The sequence below is a fragment of the Bradyrhizobium sp. 192 genome, from assembly GCF_023100965.1.
Classification (GTDB): Bacteria; Pseudomonadota; Alphaproteobacteria; order Rhizobiales; family Xanthobacteraceae; genus Bradyrhizobium; species Bradyrhizobium symbiodeficiens.
Map to the genome: position 1 here is coordinate 33,456 of NZ_CP064690.1, position 14,887 is coordinate 48,342.

General features: G+C 65.3%; 16 protein-coding genes. 9 read left to right on the forward strand and 7 right to left on the reverse strand.

Annotated features, from left to right (window positions below; translation table 11 throughout):
• Positions 1 to 12: 12 nt before the first annotated feature.
• Both IVB24_RS00165 and IVB24_RS00170 read right to left on the reverse strand, forming a co-directional pair.
• Entirely contained in the window at positions 13 to 1,017 is a 1,005-nt protein-coding gene (locus IVB24_RS00165) for an ABC transporter substrate-binding protein (RefSeq protein ID WP_247771678.1), read from the reverse strand.
• A 35-nt stretch (positions 1,018 to 1,052) separates the two neighbouring features.
• On the reverse strand, positions 1,053 to 2,417 hold the full coding sequence (locus IVB24_RS00170) for an FAD-dependent oxidoreductase (protein WP_247771679.1): 1,365 nt from the start codon (positions 2,415 to 2,417) through the stop codon (positions 1,053 to 1,055).
• Positions 2,418 to 2,528: 111 nt separating this feature from the next.
• Here IVB24_RS00170 and IVB24_RS00175 point away from each other — a divergent pair, with 111 nt between their 5' ends.
• Both IVB24_RS00175 and IVB24_RS00180 read left to right on the forward strand, forming a co-directional pair.
• Positions 2,529 to 3,413 (forward strand): LysR family transcriptional regulator, encoded by an 885-nt coding sequence (locus IVB24_RS00175; protein ID WP_247771680.1) that lies wholly within the window; start codon positions 2,529 to 2,531, stop codon positions 3,411 to 3,413.
• Between the two features lie 162 nt (positions 3,414 to 3,575).
• Positions 3,576 to 3,848, forward strand: a complete 273-nt coding sequence (locus IVB24_RS00180; protein ID WP_247771681.1) for a hypothetical protein — start codon at positions 3,576 to 3,578, stop codon at positions 3,846 to 3,848.
• A gap of 3 nt (positions 3,849 to 3,851) precedes the next feature.
• On the opposite strand, the gene IVB24_RS00185 is transcribed toward IVB24_RS00180, so the two are convergent.
• Complete coding sequence (locus tag IVB24_RS00185) at positions 3,852 to 4,655, reverse strand: enoyl-CoA hydratase-related protein (RefSeq protein WP_247771682.1); 804 nt, start codon at positions 4,653 to 4,655, stop codon at positions 3,852 to 3,854.
• A 148-nt stretch (positions 4,656 to 4,803) separates the two neighbouring features.
• Here IVB24_RS00185 and IVB24_RS00190 point away from each other — a divergent pair, with 148 nt between their 5' ends.
• On the forward strand, positions 4,804 to 5,778 hold the full coding sequence (locus IVB24_RS00190; protein WP_247771683.1) for a ketopantoate reductase family protein: 975 nt from the start codon (positions 4,804 to 4,806) through the stop codon (positions 5,776 to 5,778).
• Between the two features lie 4 nt (positions 5,779 to 5,782).
• Here the strand turns inward: IVB24_RS00190 and IVB24_RS00195 are convergent, their stop codons facing one another.
• The 3 genes from IVB24_RS00195 to IVB24_RS00205 all read right to left on the reverse strand — a co-directional run bounded on the left by IVB24_RS00195 (position 5,783) and on the right by IVB24_RS00205 (position 8,867).
• Complete coding sequence (locus tag IVB24_RS00195; protein WP_247771684.1) at positions 5,783 to 6,457, reverse strand: alpha/beta family hydrolase; 675 nt, start codon at positions 6,455 to 6,457, stop codon at positions 5,783 to 5,785.
• Between the two features lie 113 nt (positions 6,458 to 6,570).
• Positions 6,571 to 8,127: a long-chain fatty acid--CoA ligase gene (locus IVB24_RS00200; RefSeq protein ID WP_247771685.1), complete on the reverse strand. Its 1,557-nt coding sequence runs from the start codon at positions 8,125 to 8,127 to the stop codon at positions 6,571 to 6,573.
• Positions 8,124 to 8,867 (reverse strand): TetR/AcrR family transcriptional regulator, encoded by a 744-nt coding sequence (locus tag IVB24_RS00205; protein ID WP_247771686.1) that lies wholly within the window; start codon positions 8,865 to 8,867, stop codon positions 8,124 to 8,126. Before IVB24_RS00205 ends, IVB24_RS00200 begins: the two co-directional genes overlap by 4 nt.
• 87 nt (positions 8,868 to 8,954) lie before the next feature.
• On the opposite strand from IVB24_RS00205, the gene IVB24_RS00210 reads away from it, so the two are divergent.
• The 5 genes from IVB24_RS00210 to IVB24_RS00230 are packed head-to-tail and all read left to right on the forward strand — an operon-like array spanning position 8,955 to position 13,014.
• Positions 8,955 to 10,136: a lipid-transfer protein gene (locus IVB24_RS00210; RefSeq protein WP_247771687.1), complete on the forward strand. Its 1,182-nt coding sequence runs from the start codon at positions 8,955 to 8,957 to the stop codon at positions 10,134 to 10,136.
• An 8-nt stretch (positions 10,137 to 10,144) separates the two neighbouring features.
• Positions 10,145 to 10,600, forward strand: a complete 456-nt coding sequence (locus IVB24_RS00215; protein WP_247771688.1) for a MaoC family dehydratase N-terminal domain-containing protein — start codon at positions 10,145 to 10,147, stop codon at positions 10,598 to 10,600.
• Positions 10,600 to 11,007: a MaoC family dehydratase gene (locus IVB24_RS00220; RefSeq protein WP_247774256.1), complete on the forward strand. Its 408-nt coding sequence runs from the start codon at positions 10,600 to 10,602 to the stop codon at positions 11,005 to 11,007. The genes IVB24_RS00215 and IVB24_RS00220 overlap by 1 nt, the downstream gene beginning before the upstream one ends.
• Positions 11,008 to 11,027: 20 nt before the next feature.
• Positions 11,028 to 11,855, forward strand: a complete 828-nt coding sequence (locus IVB24_RS00225; RefSeq protein ID WP_247771689.1) for an SDR family oxidoreductase — start codon at positions 11,028 to 11,030, stop codon at positions 11,853 to 11,855.
• 13 nt (positions 11,856 to 11,868) lie between these two features.
• Positions 11,869 to 13,014 carry an acyl-CoA dehydrogenase family protein gene (locus IVB24_RS00230; RefSeq protein WP_166467400.1) on the forward strand — a complete coding sequence of 382 codons (1,146 nt, stop codon included), beginning with the start codon at positions 11,869 to 11,871 and terminating at the stop codon, positions 13,012 to 13,014.
• 1 nt (position 13,015) lies between these two features.
• Here the strand turns inward: IVB24_RS00230 and IVB24_RS00235 are convergent, their stop codons facing one another.
• A complete protein-coding gene (locus tag IVB24_RS00235; protein ID WP_247771690.1) occupies positions 13,016 to 13,996 on the reverse strand; it encodes a helix-turn-helix domain-containing protein in 981 nt (326 codons plus the stop codon).
• A 160-nt stretch (positions 13,997 to 14,156) separates the two neighbouring features.
• On the opposite strand from IVB24_RS00235, the gene IVB24_RS00240 reads away from it, so the two are divergent.
• On the forward strand, positions 14,157 to 14,882 hold the full coding sequence (locus IVB24_RS00240) for an alpha/beta hydrolase (RefSeq protein ID WP_247771691.1): 726 nt from the start codon (positions 14,157 to 14,159) through the stop codon (positions 14,880 to 14,882).
• Positions 14,883 to 14,887: the final 5 nt, after the last annotated feature.

Below are 14,887 nucleotides of genomic sequence, written 5' to 3' on the forward strand. Positions count from 1 at the left end.
TTCGTCCCGCTTTCAATCCGCCTTCACATAGTCCTTGGCGATGATCGCGTTCGCGTCAAAGCCCTTGTCGACGAAGCCCTGCTCCTGCAGCCATTTGATCTGGTTGTCGACGTTCTTCACGTCGAGCTTGCCGTCGGGATCGATATAGGCGCAATTGCCGACCACCTGCTCGACCGGGAGGTTGGTGTACTTTGCGATGATCTCCAGCAGCGGCTTTGTCTGGTCGTTGATCGGCGCAACACCGCCCTTCATCGCGGCGAGGATGACGTCGTGATATTCGCGGTCCGCCTTCGCCAAGGCGCCGAGCAGCTTCGTCACCAGCGCCTTGTTGGTCAGCGTCTTCGGCGAGGCGAACACCGCACCCAGTTGCCACGGCGTTTCGTCGCCGACCCAGCCCAGGAATTTCGCTCCGCCTTCGTCCGTGAGCTTTCGCGCCGTCGAGATCGGCAGCAGCGCCGCATCGACGGTCTCGCCCTTCAGCGCGGCGGCGGCATTGGACAACGATTGCAGCGGCACGATCTTCACGTCCGCGAGCTTGAAGCCGTATTTGTCGGCGAGCAGGCCGAGCGAATAGTGGAAGGAGGAGCCGACCTGCGTCATCGCCACGCGTTTGCCCGCGAGGTCCTTCGGCGTCTTCAATCCAGCCGCGTAGGCGTTGTTGCTGGCGAAATAGCCGATCAGGGGGTAGCCGGCCTTCTCGCGGCTCATGCCGCCGATCACCTTCAGCACGCCCTTGCCGGCGAGATTGTAGAGACCGGCGGTGAAGGCGGTGATGCCGAAATCGACATCGCCCGACGTGGTGGCGACCGCGATCGGCTGTGCCGCGTCGAAGAATTTCAGCTCGACCTCGAGGCCGGCCTCGCGAAAATAGCCCTTGTCCTGCGCGATGAAGACCGGCGCGGAAGAGGACAGACGGAGCACGCCGATCCTGGCCTTCAGCGCATCCTCGGCATGGGCTGTACCCATCGCCATGATCGCCAAAAGACTGGCTGCCGCGAGCCGCGCAATTCCGATCATCCTGCTTCCTCCGCCGCCGTTTATCTTGCAGTCCGTTACAGGCCCTCGGGCACCGGCTGGTCCCGTCCGATGAAGGCGCCCTGTTGTTTCAATGTTTCCTGCAACTTTTCAATGGGGATGTCGCGTGGAATCCGGTTTCCGGAGAGTGCCAATGCAGCGGCGGAACCGGCCGCCTCGCCCATCGCAAAACAGGCCCCCGAGACCCGCGCCGCGGACTGGCCCTCGTGGGTCATCGAGGCGCAACGGCCGGCGACCAGCAGATTGTCGACACCTTCGGGCACCAGCATCCGATACGGCAGCTCGTTATAGCCGCGGGACTCCGGGATCGGTGGAAAAGTGAAGACGACGTCGCCGGGAACGTGAGCCTCGATCGGCCAGCCATTGACGCCAATGGAGTCCTCGAAGGAGGCGCAGCCGAGCACGTCCTCGCCGCTGAGCTGATAGCCGCCCTTGATGCGGCGGGTCTCGCGGATGCCGAGCTGCGGCGGCAGGTCCACGATGTAGGATTTTTCAAAGCCCGGCACGGTGCGCAAGAATTCGAAGGCGGCGAGCGCCTGCTTGCGGCCCTCGATCTCGCCGCGGCTGAGATCGTCGGGCTCGACGCCGTTGATGGCGTGGCCGTCCTCGCGCGCCACTTGCGTGAAGTTCACACGCCACTCGATGCCGGATTTCTGCGGCCGTACGATGGCGCTCTTGCGCGGGAATGTGTGGGTGCCGGCGGCAAGCGCCTTTTCCATCAAATGCGGAATGGTGCGCCAGGCATCGCCCGCCTTGTCAGGATCGATGCCGTTGAGACGGAGCATCATCGAGGGATACATCGGATGGCCGTGCGCATCGCCGATGTCGAATGGCGCACCGGCCCAGACGGCGAGGTCGCCGTCGCCGGAGCAATCGATGAAGATCTCTGATCGCACCGCCCGCCGTCCGGCCTTGGTCTCGACCATCAGCGCGTCGATGCGGCTGTTGTCGCCCATCACCACGCCGGCGCCGAGCGCGTGGAAGAGGATGTGCACCTTGTGGCTCGCCAGCAGTTGGTCCGCCGCGATCTTGTAGGCCGCGGTGTCATAGGCCTGGGCAAAGACCTTGCCGAGGATCAGATGCGGCGTGTTCAGGCCATTGAGCCGATCGATCCGCGCCAGCAGCTCGGACGCCATGCCCTGCACGAGGCGATGGGCCTGGCCGTAGACATTGCCATGCAGGCCGCAAAAATTGGTGACACCGGCAGCGGTGCCCATGCCGCCGAGGAACCCGTAGCGCTCGATCAGAAGCGTCTTTCGCCCTGCGCGCGCGGCTGAGGCGGCAGCGACGATGCCGGCCGGTCCGCCGCCGAGCAGGACGACTTCATATTCGCCATAGAGCGGTACCTGTCGTGCCGGCTCTTCAATCATCGTGGCCCGCATGGCGCGTTCCTTCCCAAAATCTCTTGCTTGGGTTCGACTATGAATTAACGCAAGAGACGCTACAATCCACCAGAATACGCGATCAGTTTTCGCGAATCGAGAAAGGTCGAGATGGATATTCTCGTGAACCTCCAGGCCTTCCTTGCCACCGCGGATGCGGCCGGCTTCTCAGCCGCTGCGCGAAAGCTCAACGTTTCGACTTCGGTCGTCGCCAAGCGCGTCACGCAGCTGGAGACGCGCATCGGCACACCGCTGTTTCATCGCTCGACCCGGCAGTTGCGGCTGACCGAGGCCGGACAGCGCTATGTGCATCGCGCACGCGGCGTGGTGACCGATGCCACCGACCTGCTCTCGCGCATGGGCGAGAAGGGCCAGGATCTCGTCGATCACCTGCGCATCAAGGCGCCGACCTCGCTGACCGTGGCTCGGCTCGCGGACGCTTTCAGCGCGTTTCAGACCCAGAACCCGAAGCTGAAGCTCGACATCGTGCTGATCGATCGCCCGGTCGATCCCGTCACCGAAGGATTCGACATCGCCATCGGCGCCTTCCCGCATTCGTTCGGCGGCGTGGTCGACGAGCCGCTCTGCGCGCTGAAGCGGCTGCTGTGCGCCTCACCCGCCTATCTGAAGAAACACGGCACGCCAAAGCACCCGCGCGACCTCGTCGAGCATCGCTGCCTCAGCTTTCTGCCGACCGGCCCAGAATGGATTTTTGACGGACCGCGAGGCCGCATCAGCATCCAGGTCAGCCCGCTGCTCTCCTCCAACGAGGGCCACGTGCTGGCGCGCAGCGCCATCGCCGGCAACGGCATCGCGCTGCTCTCGCATTATCTCGTGGCCGACGCCTTGCGCGACGGCACGCTCAAGCCGGTGCTGCGCGACTTTCCGATTCCGGAATTGTGGGTGAAGGCCGCGATCCCCGAGCGGCGGCGCAACGCCGCCGCGGTGCAGGCGCTGCTGACATTGCTGAAAGCGTCACTCGCGCCGTCGCTGTAGACCTTGCCTCATCGTCAAGATGGCAGCCGTAGCCCGCATGAGCGAAGCGACATGCGGGACTTCTCGCGGCATTCCCGGATATCGCTTCGCTCATCCGGGCTACACGCCGTCGTAACAAATTGGCAGTTGCCCTCGATCAACGGACCTGAGAGAAGGACCGCCATGAATTCGACAGTCCTGAAATTCGCCCTGCCCGCCCTGGTCGCCGTCGCGATCTCAACCTCTTCCGCCGCAGCCGTGGAGCAAAGCTGCCGCTTCATCCAGGCCAAGCCCGAGCGCGAGGCCTGCTACAAGCGGCAGGAGGACGAGCTCGCCGCGAAGCGCAAGCCCGATGCACCTGCCAATGACGGCCAGTCACGCGACACGCTGCGCCAGATGCGACAGGACGACGACGCGGTCTATCGCAGCATCAACAACATCTGCCGCGGCTGCTGACGTTCAGCCTTTCCCGCCGCCCCAATTCCCCGCCCGCTTCTCCGCAAACGAGGCCAGCCCTTCCGCAGCTTCCGCGCTCTGGCGCTTGAGCGAATGCAGGTGGACGAGCCGCGCATACGCCGCATCGTCCACCGCCATGCCGCCGAACGAGCTCTCCAGCGCCAGCTTCTTGGTCTCGGCCATCGCCTCCGGCCCGTTGGCGAGCAGCTGCTCGACCACCTTGGCACCGGCGACTTCGAGATCGGCGAGCGGCACCACCTCGTGGACCAGACCGATGCGGCGGGCGTCCTCGGCACCGAAGCGCTCGCCGGTCAGTGCGTAGCGGCGGACCTGGCGCAGGCCGATGGCATCGCAAAGCTGCGGGAGGATGATCGCCGCCGTCAGGCCCCAGCGCACCTCGGTGATCGAGAACAGGGCATTGTCCGCGGCGATCACGACGTCGCAGCCTGCGATCACGCCGGTGCCGCCGCCGAAGCAGCCGCCCTGCACCAGCGCGACCGTCGGGATCGGCAGTGTGTTGAGCCGTTGCACGGCCTCGAAGGTCGCGCGCGACGCGGCCTCGTTCGCCTCTGCCGATTGCGGCCGCACGCCGTTGATCCATTTCAGGTCGGCGCCGGCCTGAAAATGCTTGCCGTTGCCCTTGAGTACGACGACGCGCAAATTCGGCTTCTTGCCGAGATCGTCCATCGCCGCGAGCACGCCCGCGATCAGCGCGCCGTCATAGGCGTTGTTGACCTCCGGCCGGTTCAACGTGACGGTCGCAACCCCTCGCTCGTCAAGGGTCCACAGCACGGGGCTGGCAGTCATCGGTGATCCCTCCGGTCGTTGTTTGCCTGCACTATGGCCGAGGCAACGCACCCTGATCCATATCTTTCCAGCGTGGGGCGGTCGCGCCCATCGCATGGCGGCTTGTGTCATGGTGGCGCCGGGCGACAGTTTGGACCAGGGAATCATCATGCGCATCTGCATTTTCGGCGCGGGCGCCGTCGGCAGCCACATCGCGGTCCGGCTGGCGCGCGCCGGTCATGACGTTTCATGCGTGATGCGGGGGGCGCATCTGGAGGCGGTCCGGGCCAATGGCCTCAAACTGCGCGTCGGCGATTCCGAGGTCTCCGCCAAGGTGAACGCCTCGGGCGATCCGGCCCAGCTCGGTCCGCAGGACGTCGTGATCTCCACGCTGAAGGCGACCGCGCTGACGGGACTGGTCGCCAGCCTCAAGCCGCTGCTTCAGGACGACACCGCCATCGTCTTTGCCCAGAACGGTATTCCCTGGTGGTACGGGATCGGCCTGCCGCCGCGGCACCCGACACCGCCGGACATGTCCTTCCTCGACCCCGGCGGACGCTTGCGCGCCTGCATCCCGAAAGAGCGGATCATCGGCGGCGTCGTCTTCTCCTCCAACGAGGTGACCGCGCCCGGCGTGGTGCAGAATCTCACCCCGGACCGCAACCGCCTGCTGATCGGGGAATGCGACGATCGCAATTGCGAACGGATCACCAAGCTGCGCAACGTCTTCAACGACGCGCGACTGGAATCGCCGCCGGTCGCCGAGATCCGCGAGGCGATCTGGTCGAAGCTGTTGATCAACATGTCGCTGTCGGTGCTGTGCCTGCTCACCGGCCAGACCGCGCGCGGCGTGCGCGACGACCCTGCCTTTGCAGAGGTCATTCCGCGCATGTTGAACGAGGCCAACGACATCGCGCAGCACTTCATCCCCGAGGTCAAGCGCGTGACGCGCAGCGGCCCCGCCCCCAACCACAAACCCTCGCTGCTGCAGGATTACGAGCTTGGCCGCGCCATGGAGATCGACGTGCTGGTGAAGGCGCCCGCCGCCTTCGCGCGCACCGCGGGCCTGTCGACACCGGCGCTCGACCTGATCGCGGCGCTCGCGATTCAGAAGGCGCGGGACAAGGGGCTCTATTCCGCCTGAGCCGTCAGGCGAGATCGTCGATCCAGGCCGCGAGCGTGTCGAGCACCTCTGTGAGCGCCTCTTCGTTGCTGCGGCCGGACTTTTTCAGCACCGCGAAGGAGTGATCGCCGCCTTCGATCTCGTGCAGCGTCGCCTTCGCGCCGAGCTTCTGGACGACCGGCTTGAGGTAGCCGAGGTCGGCAAGCCCGTCGCGCGTGCCTTGCAGGAACAGCATAGGGATTGCGATGCCGGCGAGATGCTCGGCTCGCTCGGACGACGGCTTCTTGTCGGCATGCAGGGGAAAGCCCAGGAAGGCGAGCCCCTTCACGTCGGGCAACGGCTCCTTCGCTTGCGCCTGCGAGGTCATGCGCCCGCCGAACGATTTTCCGCCGGCGACGAGCTTCAACCCGGGACACAGCCGCGCCGCCTCCGCGACCGCCGCGCGGACGGCGGCGTGCGCGACGGCCGGCCGGTCGGGGCGCCCCTGCTTCTTCTCCATATAGGGGAAATTGAAGCGGAGCGTCGCAATGCCGCGCTCGGCAAGGCCCACCGCGGCTTTCTCCATGAACGCATGCCGCATATCGGCGCCGGCGCCATGCGCAAGAACGTAACAGGCGCGCGCATTCGCCGGCAGCTGCAGCAGTGCCGAGACCGTGTCTCCAGCTTCGATATCGAGTTTCAGCTCACGCGTCTCGATCAAGACCCGATGTCCCCGTTGAATCCCGTCATTGGTAGCTGCGCGACCGCGATCTGGAAACACGAAACTTCGGGCGCCTGCCCCGAGGCCTGCACGCCGGACCGAGGACGGAAGAGTCAGCTCACCCGCCGGTCCCGGCCCTCCCAGAACGGCCTGCGCAGCTCGCGCTTCAGCACCTTGCCGGCGCCGGACAGCGGCAGCGGCGTCTCGGTGATATCGATGCTGCGCGGACATTTGTAGCCCGCGATCAACGTCTTCGTGAACTCGATCAGCTCGCCGGCCGAGACCTCGCTGCCACTGCGCCGCACCACCACGGCATGGACCTGCTCGCCCCATTGTTCATTGGGAATCCCGATGACGGCGCATTGCAGCACGGACGAATGCTGTGCCAGCGCGTTTTCGACCTCGACCGAGTAGACATTCTCGCCGCCCGAGATGATCATGTCCTTGACGCGGTCGACGACATAGATGAACCCGTCCTCGTCCATGTAGCCGCCATCGCCGGTGTGCATCCAGCCGTCGACGACGGCGCGCGCAGTCTCTTCCGGCCGCTCCCAATAGCCCATCATCACGGTGTCGCCGCGCACCACGATCTCGCCGACGCTTCCTGCCGGCACCGGTTGATCGTTCTCGTCGACGATCCGGACCTCGCAGCCCAGCGTGGCACGGCCTGCGCCGCGGTGACGTCCCTTCCTGCGCCCTTCGCCGACGTGCTCGTCGGCGTGCAGCAATGTTGCGATCGGCGACAATTCGGTCATGCCGTAGGCTTGCGTGAAGCGCACATGCGGCAGTGCGCGCGCGGCGCGGTCGAGCACCGCCTCGCTGATCGGCGAAGCCCCATAGATGATGTTCTTGAGCGACGACAGGTCGTAGTTTCCGATCGCGGGGTGATCGACGAACATCTGGATCATGGTGGGCACCAGCAGCACGTCGGTGACGCGCTCGTTCTGCATCGCAGCCATCACGCCTTCGGGCGTGAAGCCCTGAACGATCACGTTGGAGCCGCCCGAGAGGAGCAGGGAATACATCGCCGCCCCGTTGGCGAGGTGAAACATCGGCGCCGCGTGCAGGTAGGTCGTGCTCGCCGGAAACAACCCTTCGCCGAGTGCGTTGAGCGCATTGGCCATCAGATTCCGGTGGCTGAGCATCACGCCCTTGGAACGCCCGGTGGTGCCGCCGGTGTAGAAGATGCCGGCGAGATCGTCGCCCTTGCGCATGGCGTCGGCAACCGACGCGCTGCCTGCGACCACGTCCTCGTAGCTCTCCATCCCCGCTGGCACCTCGCCGTCGTCGGCATAGATCAGCTTCAGCCCCGGAATGGCGCCGGCGAGCTGCGCGCCGATTTGCGCGAAGGCCTTGTCCACCAGCAGAACGGAGGCCCTGCAGTCGCGCAACGCATCCTCGTTTTCCAGAGCGCTCCAGCGGATGTTGAGCGGCACGATCACGCCGCCGGCCCAGCCCGTCGCCAGATAGAGCTCGAGATAGCGGTCGGAGTTGAAAGACAGCACGGCAACGCGATCGCCATCCTTGACGTCGCGCGAGCGCAGGCCGCCGGCCAGTCTGGCAACGCGCTCCCCGACTTCGCCCCAGTTGCGGCGTCGCTGGCCATAGACGGTGGCGAGCCCGTTCGGATTGATCTGCAGCGCGCGCCGCAGGCCGTGCGTGATATTCATCGCGTTCCTCCTCCTGTACGCTTCTTCCCTGTCGTCTTGCTTCCTGGGTTGCGCCGTTGCGGCGCCCCGGGCGTCTTCTTTATCGTGTGTTGCGGGCCGGCAGCCGCCAGGCCTTCGGTCAGCCGAGCCGTGAACTCGTCGGCGATCGCGGTCGGCGACAATCCGCCGTCCCGGCGATACCAGTGGCCGATCCAGTTGAGCGAGCCCGCGATCGCGAACGCGGCAAGCTTGGGATCGCAAGCATTGATCGAACCGTCGGCCATGCCTGCGGCGATATAGTCCCGGAACGTGGCGTCGATCCGCTTCTTGGCCGCGCGCGCGACAGCGGCGTTCCGCTCGGTCAGGTCGCGCAGGTCGAAGCGCACCAGGCTGGCACCGAAATCGGTCGCCATCAGCGCGGCATAGGCGTGCACCAGCTTGCGCAGCCTGGCGAGGCCCGAGCCGCTGCCGGCATTAATCTCGGTAATGACGCTGTCGACGAGCTCGGCGCCCATCGCCCAGCATTCGAACAGGATCTCGTCCTTGCCCCGGAAATAATTGTACAGCGCCGGCTTGGTGATGTTCAGCCGCTCGGCGACTTCGTTCAGCGTGACGCGGTGATAACCCTGCTCGAGGAACAGCTGCACGGCAGCGCGCAGCACCGCCTCGCGCTTCTCGTCCCGGGCGCGGCGCCGGCTCTCGAACGGCAGCCAGGGGGAGGATGGCGGGGATGACGGCGGAGTGGGCGGCGCTGAATCCATGCTCGACTGCGTTGACTCCGGAGGATACCGGCCGGTATATTACCCGCAGGTAAGAAAAAGTCCAACGGGTAAATTATCGGAGGAACGATGTCTGACGTCATCGTCGCAGGGGTCGGCATGATCCCGTTCGCCAAGCCGGGCGCCAGCGCGCCCTATCACGCGATGGGGACCGAGGCGACCAGGCTCGCGCTCGCCGACGCCGGCCTCGGTTACGACGAGGTCGAGCAGGCCTATGTCGGATACGTCTACGGCGATTCCACCTGTGGGCAGCGCGCGCTCTACCACGTCGGGATGACCGGCATCCCCATCGTCAACGTCAACAACAATTGCTCGACCGGCTCGACCGCGCTGTTCATGGCTCGGCAGATGATCGCGAGCGGCGCGCTGGATTGCGTGCTGGCGGTCGGCTTCGAGCAGATGAAGCCCGGCGCGCTCGGCAGCGTCTACACCGACCGGCCGAGCGCGTTCGAGGAATTCGACGCGGCCGCGGACGAGCTGATCGACGCACCCGGCATTCCGCTGGCGCTGCGCTATTTCGGCGGCGCCGGGCTCAGCCACATGAAGAAGTACGGCACACCATTGGACGCCTTCGCCAAGGTGCGTGCCAAGGCGAGCCGCCACGCCAAGAACAATCCGCTCGCACTCTTCCGCAAGGTGGTCACGGCGGACGACGTCATGAACGACAAGGTGATCTGGCCCGGCGTGATGACGCGCCTGATGGCGTGCCCGCCGACCTGCGGCGGCGCCGCCGCGGTGCTGGTGTCCGAACGGTTTGCGGACCGGCATGGCATCGGCAAAGAGGTGCGGATCGCGGCGCAGGCCATGACCACCGACACGCCGTCGACCTTCAAGGCCGGCGACATGATGCAGCTGGTCGGCTACGACATGGCAAAGGAGGCGGCCAGCCGGGTCTATGAAACCTCCGGGGTCGGGCCCGGCGATCTCGACGTGGTCGAGCTGCACGACTGCTTCGCCCACAACGAGCTGATCACCTACGAGGCGCTCGGCCTCTGCGGCGAGGGCGAAGCCGGCAAGTTCATCAATGATGGCGACAACACCTATGGCGGCCGGATCGTGACCAATCCGTCCGGCGGATTGCTCTCGAAGGGGCATCCGCTCGGCGCCACCGGGCTTGCGCAGTGCTATGAGCTGACGCGGCAGTTGCGCGGCACGGCAGGCCCCACGCAGGTCGAGGGCGCGAAGGTCGCGCTCCAGCACAATCTGGGCCTCGGCGGCGCCTGCGTCGTCACCCTCTACAAGCGGCACTGATATCTGTCATGGTCGATCAGTCCGCCGTAGGGCGCTGCTTCACGCCCGTCACCGCGCGCGTGGAGCCAGGCCGTCTTCGCTACTTCCTCAATACGCTGGGTGAACAGAACCCGGTCTATCGCGACGCAGATGCCGCGCGCATATCCGGATTCGCCGGCACGCCGGTGCCGCCGACCTATCTGTTCTGCCTGGAGATGATGGACGTCGACGATCCCTTTGAAATGTTCACCGCGCTCGACATCGATCTCGCCCGTGTGTTGCACGGCGAGCAGAGCTTCATCTATCACGCGCCGGTTCTGGTCGGAGACACCCTGACGTTTCGGCCACGTGTGACCAGCGTGACGGACAAGAAGGGCGGCGCGATGACGCTGATTGGCATCCGGTGCGAGGTGACCAACCAGGACGGCGTGCATGTCGCCGATACCGCGCGCACGATCGTCGTCCGCAACGAGGTGGCGTCGTGATGGCACCCGGGGACATCAAGACGGGCGACCGCATCGTCCACAAGGTCTTTCCGCCGATCACCCGCCACACCCTCGCGCTGTATTGCGGCGCATCGGGCGACCACAATCCGATCCACGTCGATATCGACTTCGCCAAGGCGGCGGGATTTCCGGATGTGTTCGCCCACGGCATGCTGGTGATGGCCTGCCTTGGCCAAGCGCTCACCGATGCGGTGCCGCCATCGAAGCTCCGCGCCTTTGCGACGCGCTTCGTCGCCATCACCCAGCTCGGCGCCAGGCTGACATGCGAGGGCACCGTGACCGAGCTCTTCGCCGAGAACGGCGAGCGGCGCGCAAGGCTCGCGCTCACCACCAGGGACGATTGCGGCGAGGTCAAGCTCGACGGCAGCGCCGTCATCGCGCTGTAACAGCAGGAGAACACATCCAAATGGCAAGGCTGCAGGGAAAGGTCGCACTCGTCACCGGCTCGGGCCGCGGCATCGGGCGGTCGATCGCACTCAAGCTTGCGCGCGAAGGCGCCAGGATCGTCGTCAACGACCTCGATGCCGCGCCCGGCGACGCCGTGGTCGGGGAGATCAAGGCGCTCGGCGGCGATGCCGTCGCCGTCAACGGCAGCGCCGCGGAAACAGGCTTCGCCGACCGCTTTGTCGGCGCCGCGCTTGACAAGTTCGGCGGGCTCGACATCATCGTCAACAATGCCGGCTACACTTGGGACTCCACCATCCAGAAGATGACGGACGAGCAGTTTCAGGCCATGCTCGACGTCCATCTCGTCGCGCCGTTCCGGCTCCTGCGCGCGGCGGCCGAGCCGATCCGCGTCTTCGCCAGGAAGGAAGCCGAGGAGGGCCGCGAGGTGTTCCGCAAGGTCGTGAACATCTCCTCGATCGCCGGCCTCTACGGCAATGCCGGACAGGCGAGCTATTCGTCGGCCAAGGCCTCCCTGATCGGATTGACCCGAACCATGTGCAAGGAGTGGGGCCGCTACAAGGTCAACGTCAATTGCGTCGCCTTCGGCCTGATCAACACCCGTCTGACCGAGCCGATCGAGGCGCAGCAGAAGACCATCGACGTCGCCGGCCGCGACATCAAGGTCGGCGTCCAGCCGCAGATGCTGGAAGCGATGTCGCGGATGATTCCGCTCGGCCGCGGCGGCACGCCGGAAGAGGCGGCCGACGCCGTCTATCTGTTCTGCAGCCCGGAATCCAACTATATCAGCGGCCAGGTGGTCGTCGCCGGTGGCGGCCTGATTGTCTGAAAGCGAGGCGCCGATGCATTACCGATCATCGTGGATGACCGAAGAGCTGGACACGTTCCGCGACCAGTTCCGGAAATACCTCGCCAAGGATTTGGCGCCGCACGCCGAGAAATGGCGCGAGCAGAAGATGGTCGACCGCTTCGCCTGGCGCGGCCTCGGCGAGATGGGCGCGCTGCTGGCGAGCGTGCCGGAAGAGTATGGCGGCCTGGGTGCCAGCTTCGCCTATGACGCCGCGGTGCTGGACGACCTCGAAAGCACAGTGCCGGAGCTGACCACCGGCGTCTCCGTGCACAGCGCCATCGTCGCGCATTACATCCTCAATTACGGCTCGGAGGAGCAGAAGAAGCGCTGGCTGCCTAAGATGGCCTCGGGCGAGATGGTCGGCGCCATCGCCATGACCGAGCCCGGCACCGGCTCGGATCTGCAGGCCGTCAAGACCACGGCCAGGAAACAGGGCAATTCCTACGTCATCAACGGCCAGAAGACCTTCATCACCAACGGCCAGGCCGCCGATCTCGTCATCGTGGTCGCGCGCACCGGTGACGTCGGCGCCAAGGGTATTTCGCTGATCGTGGTCGAGACCGCGGGCGCCGATGGCTACAAGCGCGGGCGCAACCTCGACAAGATCGGCCTGCACGCCTCCGACACATCGGAGCTGTTTTTCGACAACGTGACCGTGCCGCCTGAAAACCTCCTCGGCAAGGAGGAGGGCCAGGGCTTCGTCCAGCTGATGCAGCAATTGCCGCAGGAGCGCCTTGCGCTCGCGGTCGGCGCCGTCGCCGCGATGGAGCGCGCGATAAAACTCACCACCGACTACACCAAGGAGCGGAAAGCCTTCGGCAAGCCGCTGATGGATTTCCAGAACACCGCCTTCAAGCTCGCCGAACGCAAGACCGAAGCGATGATCGCGCGCGTCTTCGTCGACTGGTGCATCGAGCGCCTGGTCGCAGGCGACCTCGACACCGTCACCGCGTCGATGGCAAAATACTGGTGCTCGGAGAAGCAGGTCCAGACCGCAGACGAATGCCTCCAGCTGTTCGGCGGCTACGGCTACATGCAGGAATACCCGATCTCGCGCATCTTCATCGATTCCCGAATCCAGAAGATCTACGGCGGGACGAACGAGATCATGAAGCTGCTGATCGCGAGGTCGCTGTAGATCAACGCGCACGCCAGTCGCGCGGCCGGCAGCCGAAGCGCTGCTTGAAGCGTCGGGTGAAGTGGGAGAGGTCCGAGAAGCCCCAATCGAACGCGACGGCGCCGATCGCACGGTCTGCCATCTCGGGATCCCCGAGATCCCTGGCCGCTCCGTCGAGCCGATGGTCGATGACATAATCGGTGAACCTGAAGCCCGATCGTGCCAGCAGCTTGTGCACGTAGCGCTCGCTGATGCCGACGGCTTCGGCGACATCGGTGACCGCAAGGCCGGGCTCGCGGAGCCGCCGGTGAATGGCGCGCTTCAGCGCCAACGTGGTTGCGTCGGCAAGACTCTCGGACGCCGCAGCGCCTGCCCGGCTCCGCCGCGACAGGCTCACGGCGACCAGTTCGATCAGCGCCCGGAACAACCGCACGCCCTCCTGCTCGGTCATGCGCAGCGCGCCGTCGCTGAGCGTGCGCGCCGTCTCCACGATGAGATGGCCGACAAAGGGGTCGTCGGAGACTCGGGACGCGGTAACGTCGAACGACGCCGGCAAGCGTTCGCGCAGAACCTCCGCCGGCACCCAGAACGAGGCGACCCGCAATTGCGGACCACGGTCGTGCAGAAGGGCGAACTGCCGGTCGCTGTCGAAAATTCCGACCTGTCCTGACGACAGACTGATCTCGCGGCCGTCCTGCCGAATGCGGCAGCGGCCGGCCAGCTTCAGATTGAGATAGAAGCAACTGCGGTCGGACGCCGCGATGTCGGCCGCGGAACGACGCACCACGTGCTCGGGAAAGCTGACGCGGTTAATCGCGGCATCGCCGAGCCTGACATTCTCGACACTGGCGCGGAAGCCCGCGGCCGCCATCGGCTCCGGGGTCAATTTCATAAAGGCCTGGCAGACTGCCTCGCGGTAGTAGGCAAATTGCTCGCTTGGCCTGATATCCGCGGTGTCCCAGGCCGATTGGCGTGACGGAACGGCGCGCTCGATCTCCTGCATCGGTTCACTCCGAGACCAATCCGGTTCACTTCCAGCCAAGCGGCAAATAACCAGCCGGTTCACACTTCGTACAACAAGAATTGTCCGCTGCGTGCCTCGCGCGAGCCGCAAGGGGGCCTACGTCTGTCGATTTAACCACACCCTCAGGAGGGGCCACAACATGTCGACCTACGTTCTCGTTCACGGGGCATGGCACACCGGTGCCGAGTTCGAGCCTGTCGCGGCACCGATCCGTGCCGCCGGGCACCAAGTCTACACGCCTACGATCAAGGGCAACCGCCCGGGCGATGCCAAGACGACGGGACTGAAGGAAGCGATTCAGTCGATCGCCGACTATCTTGCCGAAAATAATCTGAAGGACGTCATCCTGCTCGGCCATTCCTATGGCGGCATGATCATTACGGGCGTTGCCGACCTCGCGCCGGAGCGTATCCGCCGCCTGGTCTACTGGAATGCCTTCGTGCCCAACAATGGCGAATGCCTCAACGACATGGTGCCGCCGCACTATATCGGACTGTTCGACACCATCGCGGCCGAACGCGGCGACGGCTCAGTGGTGCTGCCGTTCCCGGTCTGGCGGGAAGCTTTCATCAACGATGCAGATCTGGAAACGGCGCAGCGCGCCTATAACGTCCTCAATCCGCATCCGCTGGCGACCTTCACCGACAAGATCGCGCTCAAGGCCAATCCGGCCGAGATGCCGCTGGCAAAATCCTACATCAACTGCACCGAAGACACCGCGATGCCGCACGGCTATCCCTGGCATCCGCGGCTGTCGGAAAAGCTCGGCCTCTTTCGGCTGGTCCAGGTGCCCGGAAGCCACGAACTATGCTTCTCCGACCCGGCGCGGTTGGCCAAGGCCATCATGGAAGCGGGACGCGACTGACATAC

Excerpts from the sequence above, each read along its gene's own strand:
- IVB24_RS00200 (WP_247771685.1), bottom strand. The coding sequence starts at position 8,127 with ATGAATATCACGCACGGCCTGCGGCGCGCGCTGCAGATCAATCCGAAC.
- IVB24_RS00165 (WP_247771678.1), bottom strand. The coding sequence starts at position 1,017 with ATGATCGGAATTGCGCGGCTCGCGGCAGCCAGTCTTTTGGCGATCATG.
- IVB24_RS00190 (WP_247771683.1), top strand. The coding sequence starts at position 4,804 with ATGCGCATCTGCATTTTCGGCGCGGGCGCCGTCGGCAGCCACATCGCG.
- IVB24_RS00175 (WP_247771680.1), top strand. The coding sequence starts at position 2,529 with ATGGATATTCTCGTGAACCTCCAGGCCTTCCTTGCCACCGCGGATGCG.
- IVB24_RS00225 (WP_247771689.1), top strand. The coding sequence starts at position 11,028 with ATGGCAAGGCTGCAGGGAAAGGTCGCACTCGTCACCGGCTCGGGCCGC.
- IVB24_RS00210 (WP_247771687.1), top strand. The coding sequence starts at position 8,955 with ATGTCTGACGTCATCGTCGCAGGGGTCGGCATGATCCCGTTCGCCAAG.
- IVB24_RS00215 (WP_247771688.1), top strand. The coding sequence starts at position 10,145 with ATGGTCGATCAGTCCGCCGTAGGGCGCTGCTTCACGCCCGTCACCGCG.
- IVB24_RS00220 (WP_247774256.1), top strand. The coding sequence starts at position 10,600 with ATGGCACCCGGGGACATCAAGACGGGCGACCGCATCGTCCACAAGGTC.
- IVB24_RS00230 (WP_166467400.1), top strand. The coding sequence starts at position 11,869 with ATGCATTACCGATCATCGTGGATGACCGAAGAGCTGGACACGTTCCGC.
- IVB24_RS00185 (WP_247771682.1), bottom strand. The coding sequence starts at position 4,655 with ATGACTGCCAGCCCCGTGCTGTGGACCCTTGACGAGCGAGGGGTTGCG.
- IVB24_RS00240 (WP_247771691.1), top strand. The coding sequence starts at position 14,157 with ATGTCGACCTACGTTCTCGTTCACGGGGCATGGCACACCGGTGCCGAG.
- IVB24_RS00170 (WP_247771679.1), bottom strand. The coding sequence starts at position 2,417 with ATGCGGGCCACGATGATTGAAGAGCCGGCACGACAGGTACCGCTCTAT.
- IVB24_RS00235 (WP_247771690.1), bottom strand. The coding sequence starts at position 13,996 with ATGCAGGAGATCGAGCGCGCCGTTCCGTCACGCCAATCGGCCTGGGAC.
- IVB24_RS00180 (WP_247771681.1), top strand. The coding sequence starts at position 3,576 with ATGAATTCGACAGTCCTGAAATTCGCCCTGCCCGCCCTGGTCGCCGTC.
- IVB24_RS00205 (WP_247771686.1), bottom strand. The coding sequence starts at position 8,867 with ATGGATTCAGCGCCGCCCACTCCGCCGTCATCCCCGCCATCCTCCCCC.